This window comes from Gordonia sp. GONU (assembly GCF_024733855.1).
Taxonomy (GTDB): Bacteria; Actinomycetota; Actinomycetes; order Mycobacteriales; family Mycobacteriaceae; genus Gordonia; species Gordonia amicalis.
The window spans coordinates 13,450-31,902 of sequence record NZ_JANRHB010000018.1 but is presented as its reverse complement, the minus strand read 5'-3'; the positions used below and the strand labels follow the sequence as shown (position 1 = coordinate 31,902).

The following is an 18,453-nucleotide window of genomic DNA, read 5'->3' as shown; positions in this document are numbered from 1 at the left end:
GACGGTGCCGAAGCGCGGGTGGCTCCCGAGCACGCTCGCAGCGGGACCGAACATCTCTCTGACCGTTCACCCTCCACCGTCCAACGCGGACGGACTCCCTCGCGTAGACAGCAGGGAAACGTAGACCTCACGCAGCTTCCGTCTGCGGGAGGAACGAAAGGACTTCCGTGACAGATACGGACCTGATCACCGCACCTGCCGAGCAGGAATCCGCGGGTTCGGCCGGCCCTGACTCGGGGCAACCGGCCAAGACACGCGCTCGCGCAGCCCGTACCGGCCTGTCCGGCATGGTGCTCAGCGAACTGCGGACCGTAGCCGGTGAACTCGGCATCAAGGGCACGTCCGGCATGCGCAAGGGCGACTTGATCGCCGCCATCAAGGAGCGCCAGTCCGGTGCCGCCGGCAAGAGTGCAGGCGCCAAGGCCGAGGCCAAGAGCCCCGAAGTCAAGAACGTCGACGCCAAGGCGGCCGACGTCAAGGCAGCCGACGCCAAGGCGGAAACCAAAGCCACCGAGACCAGGCGCCGCAGCGCCAAGGTCTCGTCCGAGGACGGGCAGCTGTCGATCGCCGAGTCCGCCGGTGACGGCGATTCCGGTCGGGCACCCCGCTCCGCGGGCAAGAAGACCACGGCTCCGGAGGCGGGTGAGCAGAACGCCGAACAGCCCAAGGGCGGCGAGCAGAAGGCCGACGCCACGGGTGAATCAGCCAAGGCCGGCGACTCGGAAGGCGGTGAGCAGCGCAACCGCCGCAACCGGAACCAGAACCGGGACAACCAGAACCGCGAAGGTGGCCAGAACCGCGAAGGTGGCCTGACCCGCGAAGGTGGCCAGAACCGCGACAACCAGAATCGCGATGGCGGCCAGAACCGCGGCGGCGGTCCGAACCGTGACGATCGCGATGACGACGGCGAAGGCGGCGGTCGACGCCGCGGACGCCGTTTCCGCGAGCGTCGTCGTGGGCGCGACCGCGACACCCAGAACGAACCGCAGGTCTCCGAAGACGACGTGTTGCAGCCCGTCGCCGGCATCCTCGACGTGCTCGACAACTACGCGTTCGTCCGGACCTCGGGTTACCTCGCCGGCTCCAACGACGTCTATGTGTCGATGAACCTGGTGCGCAAGAACGGACTTCGACGCGGCGACGCCATCACCGGTGCGGTCAAGGTGCCGCGGGAGGGTGACCAGCAGAACCAGCGCCAGAAGTTCAATCCGCTCGTGCGCCTCGACACCGTCAACGGCGGTGACGTCGAGACCGCCAAGCGCCGTCCGGAGTTCAACAAGCTGACCCCGCTGTACCCCAACCAGCGACTGCGCCTCGAGACGACCCCGGATCGGCTGTCGACGCGTGTGATCGATCTGATAATGCCGATCGGCAAGGGCCAGCGCGCACTGATCGTCTCGCCGCCCAAGGCCGGTAAGACGACGATCCTCCAGGACATCGCCAACGCGATCACGGTGAACAATCCGGAATGTCACCTCATGGTGGTCCTCGTCGACGAGCGTCCCGAAGAGGTCACCGACATGCAGCGCTCGGTCAAGGGTGAGGTCATCGCCTCGACCTTCGATCGTCCGCCGTCAGACCACACCTCGGTCGCCGAGCTCGCCATCGAGCGCGCCAAGCGTCTCGTCGAGAGCGGCAAAGACGTTGTGGTTCTTCTGGACTCGATCACCCGTTTGGGTCGCGCGTACAACAATGCGTCGCCGGCGTCGGGTCGAATCCTCTCCGGTGGTGTCGATTCGACCGCCCTGTATCCCCCGAAGCGGTTCCTCGGTGCGGCGCGCAACATCGAGAACGGCGGGTCGCTGACCATCATCGCCACCGCGATGGTCGAGACCGGTTCGACCGGTGACACGGTCATCTTCGAGGAGTTCAAGGGCACCGGCAATGCCGAGCTCAAGCTCGATCGCAAGATCTCCGAGCGTCGTGTGTTCCCCGCGGTCGACGTCAATCCGTCGGGTACCCGCAAGGACGAACTCCTGCTCTCGCCGGATGAGTTCGCGATCGTGCACAAGCTGCGTCGTCTACTGTCCGGGCTCGATTCGCAGCAGGCGATCGACCTTCTGATAAGTCAGCTCAAGAAGACCAAGACGAACATCGAGTTCCTGATGTCGGTCCAGAAGACCGCGCCGGGAGCCGGTGGCAACGACGACTGACGACGAGCAGTCGGCGAACAGCAACCGACCGACGGGCCCCGTCTCGCATCACGCGGGACGGGGCCCGTCTGGTTTGTGTGTGCTTGCTCCCTGAGCCTGGATCCGTGGAGGGGTTGCTTGGAGTTGTAGTCGGGGGCGGGTGAGTAGTTGATCGTGTTGTGGGCGTGGGGTATTCGCTGATCTTGGGTCAGCTTCTTCACTGGGGTTCCTGGTCGTGGGTGGACGGGTTGGGGGTGCTGGGCTCAGGTGGTGTTCACCGCGGTCCACAGGGTGGTGAATGCGTGTTGTGATGGCCAGTGTCGGGGTAGGTGCAGGATGGGTGTTCGTGCTGGTCGGGCCAGTCGGGCGGGCACGGCGATGAGGGTGCGTCGTAGTGTTGCCCCGCGCGCGGCCCGCAATCGGGGGGCGGCGCTGAGCGCGGCAAGGGTGCGCATGAGGTTGTGGCTGATGGCGGTCAGGGCCAGCCAGGCGGCGTTGGCACCGAACACGCCGGAGGGTAGATGTGCCAGTGGTCCGTCGATGAGGTCGGCGAACACGGTCTCGATGACGGCGTGGGCGCGGTGATTGATGTCGGCGGTGATGGTGTCGTCGGTGGTGTTGGTGAAAAACGAGTGATATCGCCATGCCGGCATCAGGGTGTCGGTGTCGGCGGGGTGGTGTGCTTTGACTCGCCGCACGATGAGTCGGGCGGTGATCGGTTGTGGCGAGAGTGGTTTGACCGTGTAGGTGGTTTCGGCGACTTCGGCATCAGAGATCAACGCGCCGGTGTCGGGGTCGGTGAGAGCCCCGGGATAGTGCACCGGGGCCCAGGCATCGTCGTCGATGGCTGAGATCGCGCGGGTGATCGCGGTGTTGGTCCGCAGGACCAGCGAGAACGTGGCTCCCGCACGTTGGCAGGTAGCCATCACTTCGGCCGATCCGTAGGCCGCATCAGCGCGCACGGTGATCTCACCGGCGGCTCCGCAACGCCGGGCGGTGGCGATGGTTTGCGCGATCATCGTTGCTGCCCCGGCGCCGGAGGCGGCGCGGCCGGCGCGCAGCCAGGCGTTGGCGATCACCGGTGGGTGCTCGGGTGCGCTGAGGGTGGCGATCAGCGGCGACAGACCCCGACGAAGCAGTTCACGTCCGGCGATCTTGGCGTGTCCGTAGGAGGCGCCGGTCTTCTGGTAGCCATAGACAGGACGCAGCAGGGAATCGATATCGACAAACACTCGGGCACCGTTAGTAGGCAACAACCCTGCCCGGGAGCACATCGCCGGCAGTGAGCGGGTCATCACGGCGTTGAGTTGTCGGGCATGTCCGGGGGTGAACTCACGCAGGGTTTGTCCGATCGTGGCCGGGGCGTACACGCGGTCGAACAGGCGGGTGTGCCCACCGGCCCGGACGATGCCGAGGTCATCGATACTGTCTGCGCCGCAACACAACCCGGCGATCACGGTCAGCAGTTTCGCCTCCAGGTTGGCTCCGGCTGAGGCGACCCGGGTGGTGCCCAGATCGACCCGCTCGGCCAGCAGCGCGGCCACCCCGGTCGAGCGCGCCAATTCCATCACCGGCACCAGCCCGGCATGCGACACGAGATTGTCGTCGTCAAAGAGTGCGGACGTGGCCGAGAAGCTGTGTGATACTTTCACTGAAAGTGCCTTCTGAGCTGGGATGTTTTGTGTCTCAACACCACCAATCATCCCAGCTCAGAGGGCATTTTTATGTCACCGACACCCCACGCGCCTCCACGGATCCAGGCTGAGTGGCGAGCGTGCGAGCGTGTGCTTGTTCCCTGAGTGGCGAGCGTGCGAGCGTGTGCTTGTTCCCTGAGTGGCGAGCTTGCGAGCGTGTGCTTGTTCCCTGAGTAGCGAGCGTGCGAGCGTGTGCTTGCTCCCTGAGTAGCGAGCGTATCGAAGGGTCAGGAGGCCAGGTCGCCGGTCAGGTGATCCCATGATTCCGACGCTGCGCGGGGAACGGCTCCCGTGTGCGTGACGACCAGGCAGCAGTGTGCGCGCCGGTCGTAGATCTCGACTGCCGCGGTCGGGCCGCAGGCGCCCTGCGACCAGGTGACCCAGCACTGCTCGACGTGGTTGAAGTCGACCATCACCCGAGACCTGCCGGACGCGAGCACCATCTGCCCGCGGTGTTCGCGAGCGCCGTCGAGCCGGTCCTGGCGCATCTGCATGCATCCCGGAGCCGCGGCCGCGACGGTGACCGTCATCCCGAGCAGGGCGGCGTGTTCCAGCGCGCCGATGACGCGGCGGGTGTCGACACGGATGCCGTGCGCGCCGTGTCCCTGCGTCAGCGAACGAAGCCGGGTGGTGCCGCCGTCGAGCAGAATCGAGTCGAAGAGCCCGATCTGGTCGTCGTGGCGGTCGGGCAGGGCGGCCGGGATGTACTCCGGCCCCACGAACGCCGGCGCGGCAGCGGGTTCCGGGCGGTGGCCGGCCGATACCGATGTGGACAGGGACAACGACTCGAAGGCGAGACGGTCGGAGTTCTCGGTCAGGTACGTCGCGTGCGCGGTGTTGCCGAGCGAGTCGAACAGTCGCAGCGTGGGCGGCACAAGCGCAGACGGGTCGGTCCGAAGGGTCGAGGACAACCGGGAAGGGTTGAGTCGCAAGGAGATCTGCTCGTCACCGACGTGGAGTGGCCCGCCCGGCGACGTCGGGACCCCGTGCACCCCGATCGCGTTCATGATCACCGGTCCGGCGACCGTGACACCGACGACCTCGGCGAGCGAAGGGAGTCGGCCGGCGATCCCGTCGATGTCTGAACTGATCGAGGAATCGCCGAAACCAGGTGTGCCGAGCAGGGTTTCGAGGTCGCTCGGTCGTGTCGGGTCGGTGGGGTCGAGCACTGTGCGTCGATCTCGCGTCGGCTCAGTAGACGTCGCGAGCGTAGCGACCCGCGGCGCGGAGCGCGTCGACGTAGTCCCGAGCGCCGTCGGAGTCGACACCGCCGTGTTGGGCGACGATCTCGTGCAGCGCGGCGTCGACGTCGCCGGCCATCGTGGCGGCATCACCGCACACGTACACGTGGGCGCCCTTCTCGAGCCAGGCGAACAGATCCGCACCGTTCTGGCGCATCCGGTCGTGCACGTAGACCTTGTGGTCCTGGTCCCGGGAGAAGGCCAGGTCCAGGCGGTCCAGCAGACCGTCGGTGACGAACCGATCGATCTCGTCAGCGTAGAGGTAGTCGGTGTCGCGGTGCTGGTCACCGAAGAAGAGCCAGTTCTGGCCGGTCGAACCACTGGCCGCACGGTGGTGGAGGAAGCCACGGAACGGCGCGATGCCGGTCCCCGGGCCGATCATGATCGCCGGCGCCTCGTCCTCGGGGAGGCGGAAGGTCTTGTTGGGGGTGATGAAGACGTTCACCGTGTCGCCGGGGGCGCAGCGGTCGGCGAGGTGCGTCGAGCACACGCCGCCGCGCTCGCGATCGTCGGCGACGTAGCGCACGGTGGCCATCGTGATGTGCACGGTTCCCGCATGGACCGTCGGGCTGGAGGAGATCGAGTACTCGCGGTGGGCGAGGGGGCTGAGCTCCTCGAGGAGTTCCTCGGGTGCGAACGTCAGAGTGGGATCGATGTTCAGCAGGTCGAGGACGTCGCGGCCGCGGAGCCACGTGTCGAGCGCCTGTGCGTCACCTCCCTCGATCAGACGGGTCAGCTCCTCATGGCCAGTGCGTTCGGCCACCGACTTGGCGAGATACTTCGACGGGCAGCCGATCTCGTAGCGCGTGGCGAGGGACTCACGCAGGCTGTAGGTGCCCTTGCGATCGGCGATGATCTCGTCGCCGGCCGCGCCGAGGCGCTCGAGGAGGAGATCCACCAGGGCGGGGTAGTTGACCGGGGTGATGCCGATGCCGTCGCCCGGCTCGTAGGTGATCCCGCTGTCGCCGAGGGAGATCTCGAGGTGCCGCACCTCCTTGGCCGATCCCGGACCCGACAGCACGGTGTTGGTCAGGATCGTCGCGGGGTACGGGTTCCGGCGGTTCCACGGCGACCGGGCCGGCTTGCGCCGTGCGGGCGCGGTCCGCGACGTCGACGACTCATCCGGTGTGGTGCGCAGTGGCGTGCCGGTACCGGCCGGAGCGGCGTCGTACATCGAGGATCCTTCGTGGTCGCAGAGGGGTGGGGCGCAGAGGGGTGGGGCGCAGAGGGCTGGCCGTCGGCCACCGTACTATCTTCAGGGCACCCTCACGACCCCCTCGGGATGTGATATTCGCCCGGGAATCAATCGGGTGGCCATGCCGTTGACCAACCTGCGGCCGCTGCGTCCACGATTTCCGTCGTGAACGGCGCACATGGCATACTGAGCGGTCGAGTCCGGTTCCGGTTCACACCGTCGACAGGCGACGGTGACCCGGCGACCACAGAAAGGGACAGCCAGACATGAAGCAGGGAATCCACCCCGAGTACGCGGCGACCACCGTCGTCTGCGGCTGCGGCAACACATTCGAGACCCGCAGCACCGCTGCCAACGGTCGTATCAACGTCGAAGTCTGCTCGCAGTGCCACCCGTTCTACACGGGCAAGCAGAAGATCCTCGACACCGGCGGCCGTGTCGCCCGGTTCGAGAAGCGCTACGGCAAGCGCGCCAAGTAGACCACGCTGCGACGCCCGCCCGACGCCCAGTCGGGACGGGCGTCGTTTGTGTTTGGTCGTCATCGCCCGATTTCCAGGTCTCGGGCCGAAGCAGTCTTCGGCGGTGAGTTCCGTCTCTACAAGTGAGGTTCGCAGTGAGTACGCAGAGTCCGTCGGCCATCGATGACATCCTGGCCGAGCACTCCGGTCTCGAGCGTCAGCTGTCCGACCCCTCGCTTCACGACGACCCGGCCGCCGCTCGCCGTGTCGGGAAGCGATTCGCCGAGCTCGCCCCGGTGATGGCGACCTACAACAAGCTCAAGGCGGCCCGCGAGGACCTCGAGGCGGCGCGTGAACTCGCCGCGGATGATGCGTCGTTCGCCGCCGAGGTCCCCGCCCTCGAGGCGACCGTCGAGGAGCTCGACGCGACGCTCACCGATCTCCTCGCCCCCCGGGATCCGCACGACAGCGACGACGTGGTGCTCGAGATCAAGTCCGGCGCCGGCGGCGAGGAATCGGCGCTGTTCGCCTCCGACCTCGCACGCATGTACCTCAAGTACTGCGAGCGGCACGGCTGGAAGGTGCAGATCCTCGGCGTCACCGAATCCGACCTGGGCGGCTACAAAGAGGCGACCCTGTCGATCAAGTCCAAGGAGACGGTCCGGGACGGCGTGTGGTCGCGGCTCAAGTTCGAGGGCGGCGTGCACCGCGTGCAGCGAGTGCCCGTGACCGAGTCCCAGGGACGTATCCACACCTCGGCGGCGGGGGTGCTCATCTATCCCGAGCCCGAAGAGGTGGCCGAGGTCGCGATCGACGAATCCGACCTGCGCATCGACGTCTACCGATCGTCGGGCAAGGGCGGTCAGGGCGTCAACACCACCGACTCGGCGGTGCGTATCACCCACCTGCCCACCGGCATAGTCGTGACCTGTCAGAACGAGCGGTCGCAGCTCCAGAACAAGGCCCGCGCGATGCAGGTCCTCGCCGCCCGTCTCCAGTCGGCGGCGGAGGAGGAGGCCGAGGCCGCGGCCGCCGAGGGGCGCGCCGCGCAGATCCGCACCGTCGACCGTTCCGAGCGCATCCGTACCTACAACTTTCCCGAGAACCGCATCACCGATCACCGCATCGGATACAAGGCGAACAATCTCGATGCCGTACTCGCCGGGGACATGGACAACCTACTCGACGCGCTCGTCACCGCCGAGCGCCAGGCCCGCATGGAAGCCGAATAACCCCGATGTCGCCCGCGCCGGTCCGGGTGGCCGACGAAATCCGCGGCGCCACCGCACAACTGGCGGCCGCCGGGATCGACTCGGCGCGGCGGGACGCCGAATGGCTGATGGCGCACGTCCTCGCGTGTGACCCGGGGCGGCTGATCGTCATCGACACGATCGACGACGCGCACGTGCGCGAGTTCCGGGCGGCAATCGATCAGCGGGCGCGGCGAATCCCGTTGCAGCACATCGTCGGTACCGCGGCCTTCGGTCCGGTCGAGCTCGCCGTCGGGCCGGGTGTGTTCATCCCGCGGCCGGAGACCGAGTTCCTGCTCGAATGGGCGGTGTCGGCCGCCGCGACAATGGCGGCTCCGCTGCGGATCGTCGATCTGTGCAGCGGTAGCGGTGCCCTGGCCATCGCCGTGGCGACGATGGTCGGGTCCGCGCGAGTGGCGGCCGTCGAGATATCTGATGACGCCCTGAAGTGGCTGCGGCGCAACGTGTCCGATGCGCCGGAGGCGGTCCGGGAGCGGATCGACGTGTTCGCCGCCGACGTCACCGACGCAGCGCAGATCGGCCGGGTCATACCGGCGGGGAGTGTCTCGGTCGTCGTGACCAATCCGCCCTACGTGCCGCGGCGGTCGGCGGTCGGTCCCGAGGTGGACCACGATCCGGAGCGCGCCGTCTTCGCCGGCGACGACGGCATGAGCGTGATCATCCCGATGGTGCCGGTCATCGCGACCATGCTCACCGCGGGTGGTGTCGTCGGGATCGAACACGACGACACGACCTCCGACGCCGTCGTCGACTGTCTGCGCGCCCATGGCGCATTCGACGAGGTGACCGCCCACACCGATCTGGCGGGCCGTCCTCGCTTCGTGACCGCGCGCCGGATCCGCGCAGGCGCGTCTCGCGGGGGAACCCGACCGTCGGCATGACAGGATGGTCGGGTGAGCATTGTTTTCGACTGCAACGATCCGCAGAGCCGTTCGGCGGGCATTCGCGCGGCCGTCGGAGCGGCGAAGGCGGGACGCCTGGTGGTGGTCCCCACCGACACCCTGTACGGAGTCGGTTGCGACGCCTTCGATTCCGACGCCGTCGGCTCGCTGCTCGCGGCCAAACACCGTGGCCGGGACATGCCCGTGCCGGTCCTCGTGGGTTCCTGGCACTCGATCGACGGGCTCGTGCTGTCCGTCCCGCAGGCCGCCCGCGACCTGATCGAGGCGTTCTGGCCGGGCGGTCTGAGTCTCGTTGTCCGACAAGCTCCTTCGCTGGCCTGGGATCTCGGTGACACCGATGGCACAGTGATGCTGCGCATGCCGCTGCATCCGGTCGCGATCGAGCTGTTGCGCGAGGTCGGGCCGATGGCGGTCTCGAGCGCGAACGTGTCGGGCCGTCCGCCCGCCACCACCGTCGACGAGGCCCGTGAACAACTCGGCGACGAGATCTCGGTCTACCTCGACGGCGGACCCGCGCCGGTCGCACAGGCGTCGACGATCGTCGACGTCTCGGGTGCACAGCCGCGCATCCTGCGCGAAGGTGCCATCACGGCCGAGGCCGTGGCCGAGGTCCTCGACGTCGATCCCGCCTCGCTGCGTGGGTGAGATGCCGCCGGGCACCGGATCGACGGGTGACCCGCAGGTCGACGCGCTGATCGACCGGGAGTCGACGCGCCGGCGCTCGTGGCTGCAGTTGCTCGCGAGCGAGACCGAGCCCACGCCGGGCGTACGTGCCGCGATGGCCTCGGCCTTCGACGCCAAGTACGCCGAGGGACGGCCCGGCTCGCGCTATCACGGCGGATGCGAGGTCGCCGACGAACTCGAGGAACTCGCGATCGGCCGGGCGCGGGACCTGTTCGGGGCCGGTCACGTCGATGTCCAGCCGCTGTCGGGGAGTGCGGCGAATCTCGCCGTCTACGCCGCGTTCGCCCAGCCCGGCGATCCGGTGCTCGCCCTCCGGCTCGAGCACGGCGGTCATCAGACCCACGGTTCGCGCGCCAACTTCTCCGGACGATGGTTCTCGCCGCTGCACTACGAGGTCCGCCGCGAGGACGAGTACATCGACTACGACCAGGTCAGGGAACTCGCCCTGGTGCACCGCCCGCGGATCCTCGTCGCGGGCGCCACGTCGTATTCGCGGTCCTTCGACTACCCGCTCCTGCGGGCGATCGCCGACGAGGCCGAGTGCATCCTGCTGGTCGACGCGGCGCATCTCGCCGGTCACGTGGCCGCCGGTCTCCTCCCGTCGCCGGTTCCGTACGCCGACGTCGTCACCTTCTCCACCAACAAGGTGTTCCGCGGACCGCGCGGCGGCGTCATCCTGGGCCGCGCCGAGCACTCCGACGCGCTGCTCAAGGCCGTTCACCCGTTCGTCCAGGGCGGTCCGTCCATGCACGCGATCGCCGCCAAGGCGGTCACCTTCCACGACGCGGGCACCGCGGACTTCGCGTCCTACGTGAGGGCGACCGCCGACAACGCGCGCAGGCTCGCCGACGCCCTGACGGAACGAGGGCTGCGCGTCGTCTCCGGGGGCACCGACACCCATCTTGCGGTGGTCGACGTGTCCGCGCTCGGCATCTCGGGGTCGGCGGCGCAGGATCGGCTCAACAGGTCCGGGATCGTGGTCGACAAAGCGGTCCTGCCGTTCGACGAACGTTCCGTCTCAGAGGGATCGGGCATCCGGATCGGGACCCCCGCGGCCACCTCCCGGGGCCTGACGGCGGACATGATCCCGGCCGTCGCCGACGCGATGCTGGCAGCGTTGTCGACCGAGGACCTCTCGACGCACGATCGGATCCACCGTGAGATCAGCGACCTCGCATGCGGGTAGCGTTGTCCGCGTGTCCGAGACGTCCCGAGCGACCTCCACAGACCGGGTGGTGAGCCGATGATCGAGGCCGCCCCGGTGGTGCTCGCGGCCGCGACCGACGGGGGAGGGGCCGGTGTCCCGCTGCGCGAGTTGCTGCTCGTCGGTCTCACCGCCGCCGCGATGACGTATCTGCTGACCTCGGCAGTGCGGGTGTTCGCGATCAAGGCCGGTGCGGTCGCCGTGCCGCGTGTGCGCGACGTCCATGTCATCCCGACCCCGCGACTCGGAGGCCTCGGCATGTTCGGCGGGGTGGTGGCCGGTATCGCGCTCGCCGCCAACCTGCCCGCACTCAATCGGGGCTTCGCCTACACCACGGACCTGACCGCGGTCATCACCGCGGGGACCGTGATCGTCCTCGTCGGTGTCGTCGACGACCGGTGGGGTCTGGACGCCCTGACGAAGTTCGTCGGACAGCTGACCGCCGCCGGGGTCCTGGTGCTCCTCGGCATCTCCTGGATCCAGGTGCCGGTGCCGTTCGCCGACATCGGGACCCTCGTGCTGGATCCACTGCAGGCTGGCCTGCTCACGGTCGCCGTCACGGTGGCGACGATCAACGCGATCAACTTCGTCGACGGCCTGGATGGTCTGGCTGCCGGGCTGGGACTCATCGCCGCGTCGGCGATCTGCATGTTCTCCCTCGGTCTGCTCCGCGACCAGGGCGGTGACGTCAGTTACTATCCGCCGGCGCTCATCGCCGTCGCCCTCGCCGGCGCCTGCCTCGGATTCCTGCCGCACAACTTCTCGCCCGCCCGCATCTTCATGGGCGACTCGGGTGCGATGCTGATCGGGCTGATGCTGGCCGCCGCGTCGACGAGCGCGTCGGGTCGCATCGCGGTGAACGCCTACGGACCGGCGGACATCTTCACCCTGCTGTCACCGCTGATCCTGGTGGCGGCCGTGGTTTTCATCCCGATGCTCGACATGCTCCTCGCGGTGATCCGACGGACGCGGGCGGGCGTCGGTTTCTACACCCCCGACAAGATGCACCTGCACCACCGGCTGCTCGAGCTCGGACACTCCCAGCGGCGCGTCGCGCTGATCATCTATCTCTGGGTGGGCGTCCTGGCGTTCTCCGCCGCGGCGAGCACGCTGTTCCCCCTCTCGGTGGTCGCGCCGATGTTCGGGGCGGGTCTGGTGGTGGCGCTGCTGGTGACCATGGCGCCTCGTCTGCATCGCCGGTTCGCGGAGCTGCGCACCGCGACGAAAGCCTTCCGCTGACGTGCGCGTATGCCGCTGTGCGCGAGGCGCATCCAGCACTGACAGCCCCTTGGTAAGGGGACAGTAAAACTCGTGTACTATCTCGTGTAGTAGGTCGACGTCGGTCTGGCGGGTGGCACTTCGGAGCTCCGGAGGGCGAACGCCGTGACGCCGTCGGCGCTCCACCTCCCCGGCGAGGTGCACACCCCCTGGGCTGCGCGTCATCCGGTGTTGGTAGTGTCACAGAAAACCGCGAGCTTACGTTCGGCCATACCAGCTGATCGCACGCGCGTTGCCCTGTGCCTGCGGGTTAGAGGATCCCCTAGTTGAGGAGAGGCGAATGAGCACCACCGTCCCCGACTCGACGTCGTACTATCCCGCTGCCCCGACCGGTCTCGTCCGGCCCGGGATCATCGCGGCGGTTGCGACCGTCGTGGTGGGTGTGCTCGCCGTCGTTCTGGGCCACCCCTGGTTCGCCGTGTTCTTCCTCGCCGGTGTCGTGCTGGTGTTCGTCAACACCAAGCTGGTCATCCGCGCGGTCGACAACGTGGCGACCGCAGAGAACCCCCGTAAAAAACTGCTCGCTCTCAATTCGGCATACCGCCTCGGGGCTATCACGCTCCTCGCATTGGTGGCGGCCTTCCTGGTCCGGCCCGACGGGCTGGGCGCGATGTTCGGACTCGCCATCGGCCAGGTCATCCTGGTGCTGAGCACGGTGATTCCGGTGATGAAAGGACTTCGTAAGCAGCTATGACCGTCTTGTCTTACCTGGCCGAGTCGGCAGAGGAGTCGTCAGAGTCGGCGATCGAGGTCGGCCACCACATCGAGGTCGAGTGGTTCGGGATGACCGTCAACCTCGACACGGTCATCGGCAGTGCCGTTGCGGCGGTCATCGTCATCGCCCTCGCTTTCTTCGTGCGCTTCAAGATGACCTCGAACAAGCCGAACTCTGTTCAGCTGTACTTCGAGGTCATCACTGTCCAGATGCGCAACCAGATCGAGAGCGCGATCGGCATGAAGATCGCGGGCTTCGTCCTGCCGCTGGCCGTCACGCTGTTCACCTACATCCTGGTCGCCAACTGGCTGTCGATCATCCCGTCGCAGTACGGGACCGAGCACGGCACCAGTGAATGGCTCAAGCCGCCGGCCAGCGATGCGAACTTCGTCTACGCGCTCGCACTCTTCGTCTTCGTCTGGTACCACGCGGCAGGCGTCAAGCGACGCGGTCTCATCGGTCACCCGGTGAAGCTGGTGAAGGGACACTCGGTCGCCATCGCCCCGGTGAACATCATCGAGGAGATCGCCAAGCCCGTCTCGCTCTCCCTCCGTCTTTTCGGCAACATGTTCGCCGGCGGCATCATGGTTGCGCTCATCGCGCTGATGCCCGCCTACATCATGTGGGCGCCGAATGCACTCTGGAAGTCCTTCGACCTGTTCGTCGGCCTGATCCAGGCGTTCATCTTCTCGCTGCTGACGGTCCTGTACTTCAGTCAGGCCATGGAGCTGGACGAAGACCACCACTAGTACGAACCCGGCCGGTGTCTGCCGCGCCGGGAGCAAAGACCTGACACGTGCAGTGTCAGTTTCACCCGAAAGGAAAGTTCTCAATGGATCCCAATCTGATTGGTCTGGGTGCGTTGATCGGTGGCGGCCTCATCATGGGTGGCGGCGCGATCGGTGCCGGTATCGGTGACGGCCTCGCCGGCGCTCAGTTGATCGCGGGCATCGCACGTCAGCCCGAGGCACAGGGCCGCCTGTTCACCCCGTTCTTCATCACTGTGGGTCTGGTCGAGGCTGCGTACTTCATCAACCTGGCGTTCATGGCGCTCTTCGTCTTCGCCACCCCGATCACCGGCCAGTCTTAATCCCGGTCGCTGACCGGGTCCCAAGGATCAAGGGAACATCCGCACAATGAATCTCGCCGCAGGAAACTTCCTCATCCCCAATGGCACGTTCTTCGTGTGCCTGGCCATCTTCGTCATCGTCTTCCTCGTGATTCGGACGATGGTCGTGCCGCCGATCCTCAAGGTGCTCGAGGACCGTGAGGCCCTGGTCGCGAAGACCGCCGAGGACAACCGGGCCGCTGCGGCGAGCTACGAGGATGCCGACACCGGATACCGGGCCGCTCTCAAGGAGGCGCGGGCGGACGCCACCGGTATTCGGGATCAGGCACGTGCCGAGGGCAACGAGCAGTTGTCCGAGGCAAGGAAGCGTGCCACGGCAGAAGCCGACGCTGCGATCGCCAAGACCGCCGAGCAGTTGAAGGCGGAAGGAGAGCGGGCCGCGGAGACCGCTCGTCGCGACGTCGACTCGTTGTCGGCCGTGCTCGCGAGCCGTGTGCTCGGTACCAATGTGTCGCCGTCCTCGCAGTCGGCGGCGTACGAGTCGACAGGAACGGTGAAGTAAGTGGACATCGTCATTGGAAACCTGATCGGGCTCGCGATCATCGTCTTCCTCTTCTGGAAGTTCGTGCGACCCGTGCTCTCGAAGGCGGTGACCGCGCAGAAGGAAGCCATCGCTGAGCAGGTCACCGAGAGCGAGGCAGCCAAGGCCCGGGTCGCCGATGCACAGGCCGCTCATGAGCGAGCGCTGGCAGAGGCCAAGGCCGAGGCCGAGGAGCTGCACAAGGGCGCGGTCCGGGACGCCGAGAACATCAAGCAGGATCTCGTCGCCCAGATCGATTCCGAGGTGAAGCGGATCACCGAGCACGGTCGTTCGCAGACCGAGCTCAACCGCGCCTCGCTGGTGCGGTCGCTGCGCAACGATCTCGGTCTGACCGCGATCGACGGGGCGTCCAAGCTCGTCCGGTCCCACCTCGCGGACTCGAAGGCACAGTCGGAGAGCATCGACCGGGTCATCGAGGAACTGGAGTCCATGTCGGCCGGCGGGCCCTCGGACCTGGTCACCCGCCGCGTGGACCTGATCGGCCTGCACTCGATGCGCGCCACGAGCCGGGAGGCCGCTCTCGCCGTCTCGTCGGCGTTCGACTCCTCGGCGTCGTCGCTCGACAGCGACGCCCTGGTGAAGGCCAGCGACGAGCTGACCGAGGTCATCCGCCTGCTCGACACCAACCCGGTGCTGCGCAAGCGACTCACCGAGGACGAGGACAACACCACCGGCCAGGTCAAGCTGGTCGAGAACCTCTTCGGCGGCAAGGTCTCGCCGATCGTGGTCGAGGTCCTGAGTGCCGCGGTGAAACAGCGTTGGTCGTCGTCGGCCGACTTCTCCGCCGCTCTGCGTCGTCAGAACGCACTGATCGTGCTGGCCGCCGCCGAGCGTGACGGAGTCATCGAGCAGACCGAGAACGAACTGTTCTCCGTTGCTCGACTGATCGACCAGAACCCGCAGTTGGCCTCGCTGCTCTCCGACCACAGCCATGATGGTGGAAAGCGCGCGGAGCTGCTGCGCTCGCTGGTGGGGGAGAAGGTCGGGAAACTGTCCTGGATCCTGCTGGCCCACTCCGTCGAACTGCTACAGGGCCAGCCGGCCGATGTGGCTTTCGATCAGCTCGCCGAGCTGGCGGCGGCACGCCGTGGCGAGTCCGTGGCCCACGTGGTCTCGGCAGCCCCGGTGTCGGAGTCCCAGACCACGCGTCTGGCCTCCGTGCTCGGCACCATCTACGGACGCACCATCTCGGTGCAGACCGAGATCGATCCCGACATCCTCGGCGGCCTCCGGATCGCCGTCGGCGACGAGGTGATCGAGGCCGATGTGGCCACACGCCTGGCGAAGGCGGCCGAGAGCCTGCCCAGCTAGACCCTGCCCGACCACATCCAGCGAATACCCCCCAAACACCAGCCGGACTGAGCAAGAAAGACGAGTACCAATGGCGGAGTTGACGATCTCACCAGACGAGATTAAGGGAGCGATCGAGCAGTATGTCTCATCGTTCGATGCCGATGCCTCCCGCGAGGAGGTGGGCATCGTCACCGACACATCGGACGGTATCGCGCACGTCAGCGGACTGCCCGGCGCGATGGCCAACGAGCTGCTGCAGTTCGAGGGCGGCGTGCTCGGCGTGGCCCTGAACCTCGACGAGGACGAGATCGGCGCCGTCATCCTCGGTGACTACGAGTCGCTGGAAGAGGGCCAGCAGGTCAGCCGTACCGGCGACGTGCTCTCGGTCCCCGTCGGCGACAAGTTCCTGGGCCGCGTCGTCGACCCGCTGGGTGCGCCGATCGACGGCCTCGGTGACATCGAGGCCGAGGAGCAGCGCGTCCTCGAGCTCCAGGCCGCCTCGGTGCTCGAGCGCCAGCCGGTCGAGGAGTCCCTCGCCACCGGTATCAAGGCCATCGACGCGATGACCGCCATCGGCCGCGGCCAGCGCCAGCTGGTCATCGGCGACCGCAAGACCGGAAAGACCGCGGTCTGCATCGACGCCATCCTGAACCAGAAGGCCAACTGGGAGACCGGCGACCCGAGCAAGCAGGTTCGCTGCATCTACGTCGCGATCGGTCAGAAGGGCTCGACCATCGCCGGCGTCAAGACCGCTCTCGAAGAGGCCGGCGCGATGGAGTACACCACCATCGTCGCGGCCCCGGCCTCTGACTCGGCCGGCTTCAAGTGGCTGGCTCCGTACACCGGTTCGGCCATCGGCCAGCACTGGATGTACCAGGGCAAGCACGTCCTCATCGTGTTCGACGACCTGACCAAGCAGGCCGAGGCCTACCGCGCCATCTCGCTGCTGCTGCGTCGTCCGCCGGGTCGTGAGGCATACCCCGGTGACGTCTTCTACTTGCACTCGCGTCTGCTGGAGCGTTGCGCCAAGCTCTCCGAGGAGATGGGCGGCGGTTCGATGACCGGTCTGCCGATCATCGAGACCAAGGCCAACGACGTCTCGGCGTTCATCCCGACCAACGTCATCTCGATCACCGACGGTCAGGTCTTCCTCGAGTCGGACCTCTTCAACAAGGGTGTCCGTCCCGCCATCAACGTCGGTACCTCGGTGTCGCGTGTCGGTGGTGCCGCTCAGACCAAGGGCCTGAAGAAGGTCTCGGGTTCGCTGCGTCTGGAGCTCGCACAGTTCCGTGAGCTGGAAGCCTTCTCGGCCTTCGCCTCCGACCTCGACGATGCGTCCAAGGCTCAGCTCGAGCGCGGCGCCCGCTGGGTCGAGATGCTCAAGCAGGACCAGTACAGCCCCTTCTCCGTCGAGGACGAGATCGTCTCGATCTACCTCTGCGGTGAGGGTCACTACGACTCGGTCCCGGTCGACGACGTCCGCAACTTCGAGACGCAGCTGCTCAGCCACCTGCATCACGCAGCCAAGGGTGTCTACGACTCGATCGCCGGCGGCAAGGTGCTGTCCGACGACCAGGCGGAGTCCCTCGTCGCCGAGACCAACAAGTTCAAGAACAGCTACCTCACCCACGACGGCAAGCGCGTGGTCAACGAGGCCGAGGCCGAGGCAATGGATGCCGAGGACGTCGAGAACGAAGAGATCAAGATCCGCAAGTGATCTCAGACGTCAACGGACATTGCGCTAAGGAAGGGGTGAGGGCTCGTGGCCAGCATTCGTGAGCTGCGCTCACGCATCCGGTCGGTCCAGTCGACCAAGAAGATCACCAAGGCTCAGGAACTGATCGCGACCTCGCGCATCACCAAGGCCCAGGGTCGTGTCGCCGCGGCCAAGCCGTACTCGGAAGAGATGACCACGGTCCTCTCCGAGTTGGCGAGTCACGCGGGGACACTGGACAACCCGCTGCTGACCGAGCGTGAAAACCCCAAGCGTGCGGCGATCCTGGTGGTCACCAGCGACCGCGGCATGTGCGGTGGTTACAACGCGAACGTCCTCAAGGCGACGCGGGAACTCATCTCGCTGCTGCGCGACGAGGGCAAAGAAGCCGTCCTGTTCGTGATGGGCCGAAAGGGCGTCGGATTCTTCAACTTCCGCGGCCTCACCGTCGAGGATTCCTGGACCGGCTTCTCCGAGTCGCCGAAGTACTCCGACGCCTCCACCGCGACCGGGTTCCTCGTGGACCTGTTCGTGGCGGGTTCGGGTGTCGAGGTCGAGCGTCCCGGTGGGGACGGCAGCCTCGAGGGTGTCGACGAACTGCACCTGGTGTACACCCGGTTCCAGTCGATGCTGTCGCAGGTGCCGGAGGTTCGTCGCGTGGCGCCTCTGGTCGTCTCGGAGGACACCGATTCCTCCGACGACAAGCCGTCGCGCAACTACACCTTCGAGCCGGGCGCCGAGACCCTTCTCGACGCTCTGCTGCCGAAGTATGTGACCACGCGGGTCTACGCGGCGCTGCTGGATTCGGCCGCGTCGGAGTCTGCGGCTCGCCGTACCGCCATGAAGGCGGCCACCGACAACGCCGAGGAATTGGCCAAGACGCTGTCGCGTGAGGCCAACCAGCTCCGCCAGGCTCAGATCACCCAGGAAATCAGCGAGATCGTCGGCGGTTCGAGCGCCCTGGCGAACTAGCCGGATGCGCCGACCAAGCACGACGACGAG

17 protein-coding genes are annotated in these 18,453 nt (G+C 66.9%); 14 read left to right on the top strand and 3 right to left on the bottom strand.

Features of this window, described 5'->3' with window-relative positions; translation table 11 throughout:
* Window positions 1–167 precede the first annotated feature (167 nt).
* Window positions 168–2,153: a transcription termination factor Rho gene (gene rho / locus NWF34_RS16230; protein WP_258325512.1), complete on the top strand. Its 1,986-nt coding sequence runs from the start codon at window positions 168–170 to the stop codon at window positions 2,151–2,153.
* A 242-nt stretch (window positions 2,154–2,395) separates the two neighbouring features.
* Here the strand turns inward: rho and NWF34_RS16225 are convergent, their stop codons facing one another.
* The 3 genes from NWF34_RS16225 to NWF34_RS16215 all read right to left on the bottom strand — a co-directional run bounded on the left by NWF34_RS16225 (window position 2,396) and on the right by NWF34_RS16215 (window position 6,241).
* The gene (locus tag NWF34_RS16225; protein ID WP_159405352.1) at window positions 2,396–3,784 is read right to left on the bottom strand and encodes an IS1380 family transposase; all 1,389 of its coding nucleotides are present in this window, start codon (window positions 3,782–3,784) and stop codon (window positions 2,396–2,398) included.
* 269 nt (window positions 3,785–4,053) lie between these two features.
* On the bottom strand, window positions 4,054–4,995 hold the full coding sequence (locus tag NWF34_RS16220) for a heme transporter (RefSeq protein WP_258325511.1): 942 nt from the start codon (window positions 4,993–4,995) through the stop codon (window positions 4,054–4,056).
* Between the two features lie 22 nt (window positions 4,996–5,017).
* Window positions 5,018–6,241, bottom strand: a complete 1,224-nt coding sequence (locus tag NWF34_RS16215; protein ID WP_258325510.1) for a sulfite reductase flavoprotein subunit alpha — start codon at window positions 6,239–6,241, stop codon at window positions 5,018–5,020.
* Window positions 6,242–6,528: 287 nt separating this feature from the next.
* Here NWF34_RS16215 and rpmE point away from each other — a divergent pair, with 287 nt between their 5' ends.
* The 13 genes from rpmE to NWF34_RS16150 all read left to right on the top strand — a co-directional run bounded on the left by rpmE (window position 6,529) and on the right by NWF34_RS16150 (window position 18,423).
* Complete coding sequence (rpmE, locus tag NWF34_RS16210; protein WP_006360515.1) at window positions 6,529–6,741, top strand: 50S ribosomal protein L31; 213 nt, start codon at window positions 6,529–6,531, stop codon at window positions 6,739–6,741.
* Window positions 6,742–6,875: 134 nt separating this feature from the next.
* The gene (gene prfA / locus NWF34_RS16205; RefSeq protein WP_024497337.1) at window positions 6,876–7,952 is read left to right on the top strand and encodes a peptide chain release factor 1; all 1,077 of its coding nucleotides are present in this window, start codon (window positions 6,876–6,878) and stop codon (window positions 7,950–7,952) included.
* A gap of 5 nt (window positions 7,953–7,957) precedes the next feature.
* Entirely contained in the window at window positions 7,958–8,872 is a 915-nt protein-coding gene (gene prmC / locus NWF34_RS16200; protein WP_258325509.1) for a peptide chain release factor N(5)-glutamine methyltransferase, read from the top strand.
* A gap of 12 nt (window positions 8,873–8,884) precedes the next feature.
* Window positions 8,885–9,538 (top strand): L-threonylcarbamoyladenylate synthase, encoded by a 654-nt coding sequence (locus NWF34_RS16195; RefSeq protein ID WP_006437288.1) that lies wholly within the window; start codon window positions 8,885–8,887, stop codon window positions 9,536–9,538.
* A gap of 1 nt (window position 9,539) precedes the next feature.
* Window positions 9,540–10,763 (top strand): serine hydroxymethyltransferase, encoded by a 1,224-nt coding sequence (gene glyA, locus NWF34_RS16190; protein WP_024497339.1) that lies wholly within the window; start codon window positions 9,540–9,542, stop codon window positions 10,761–10,763.
* 57 nt (window positions 10,764–10,820) lie between these two features.
* Window positions 10,821–12,020 (top strand): MraY family glycosyltransferase, encoded by a 1,200-nt coding sequence (locus NWF34_RS16185; protein WP_006437290.1) that lies wholly within the window; start codon window positions 10,821–10,823, stop codon window positions 12,018–12,020.
* 319 nt (window positions 12,021–12,339) lie between these two features.
* Entirely contained in the window at window positions 12,340–12,753 is a 414-nt protein-coding gene (locus NWF34_RS16180) for a hypothetical protein (protein WP_024497340.1), read from the top strand.
* Window positions 12,750–13,523, top strand: a complete 774-nt coding sequence (atpB, locus tag NWF34_RS16175) for a F0F1 ATP synthase subunit A (protein WP_024497341.1) — start codon at window positions 12,750–12,752, stop codon at window positions 13,521–13,523. The genes NWF34_RS16180 and atpB overlap by 4 nt, the downstream gene beginning before the upstream one ends.
* An 83-nt stretch (window positions 13,524–13,606) precedes the next feature.
* On the top strand, window positions 13,607–13,864 hold the full coding sequence (locus NWF34_RS16170) for a F0F1 ATP synthase subunit C (protein WP_006437293.1): 258 nt from the start codon (window positions 13,607–13,609) through the stop codon (window positions 13,862–13,864).
* A 46-nt stretch (window positions 13,865–13,910) separates the two neighbouring features.
* Window positions 13,911–14,405, top strand: a complete 495-nt coding sequence (locus NWF34_RS16165) for a F0F1 ATP synthase subunit B (RefSeq protein ID WP_024497342.1) — start codon at window positions 13,911–13,913, stop codon at window positions 14,403–14,405.
* The gene (locus NWF34_RS16160; protein WP_024497343.1) at window positions 14,406–15,755 is read left to right on the top strand and encodes a F0F1 ATP synthase subunit B/delta; all 1,350 of its coding nucleotides are present in this window, start codon (window positions 14,406–14,408) and stop codon (window positions 15,753–15,755) included. It abuts the gene before it with no gap.
* Between the two features lie 70 nt (window positions 15,756–15,825).
* Window positions 15,826–17,454 (top strand): F0F1 ATP synthase subunit alpha, encoded by a 1,629-nt coding sequence (gene atpA / locus NWF34_RS16155; protein ID WP_006437296.1) that lies wholly within the window; start codon window positions 15,826–15,828, stop codon window positions 17,452–17,454.
* Window positions 17,455–17,499: 45 nt separating this feature from the next.
* Window positions 17,500–18,423, top strand: coding sequence for a F0F1 ATP synthase subunit gamma (locus NWF34_RS16150; RefSeq protein ID WP_006437297.1), 924 nt, complete (start codon window positions 17,500–17,502; stop codon window positions 18,421–18,423).
* Window positions 18,424–18,453 lie beyond the last annotated feature (30 nt).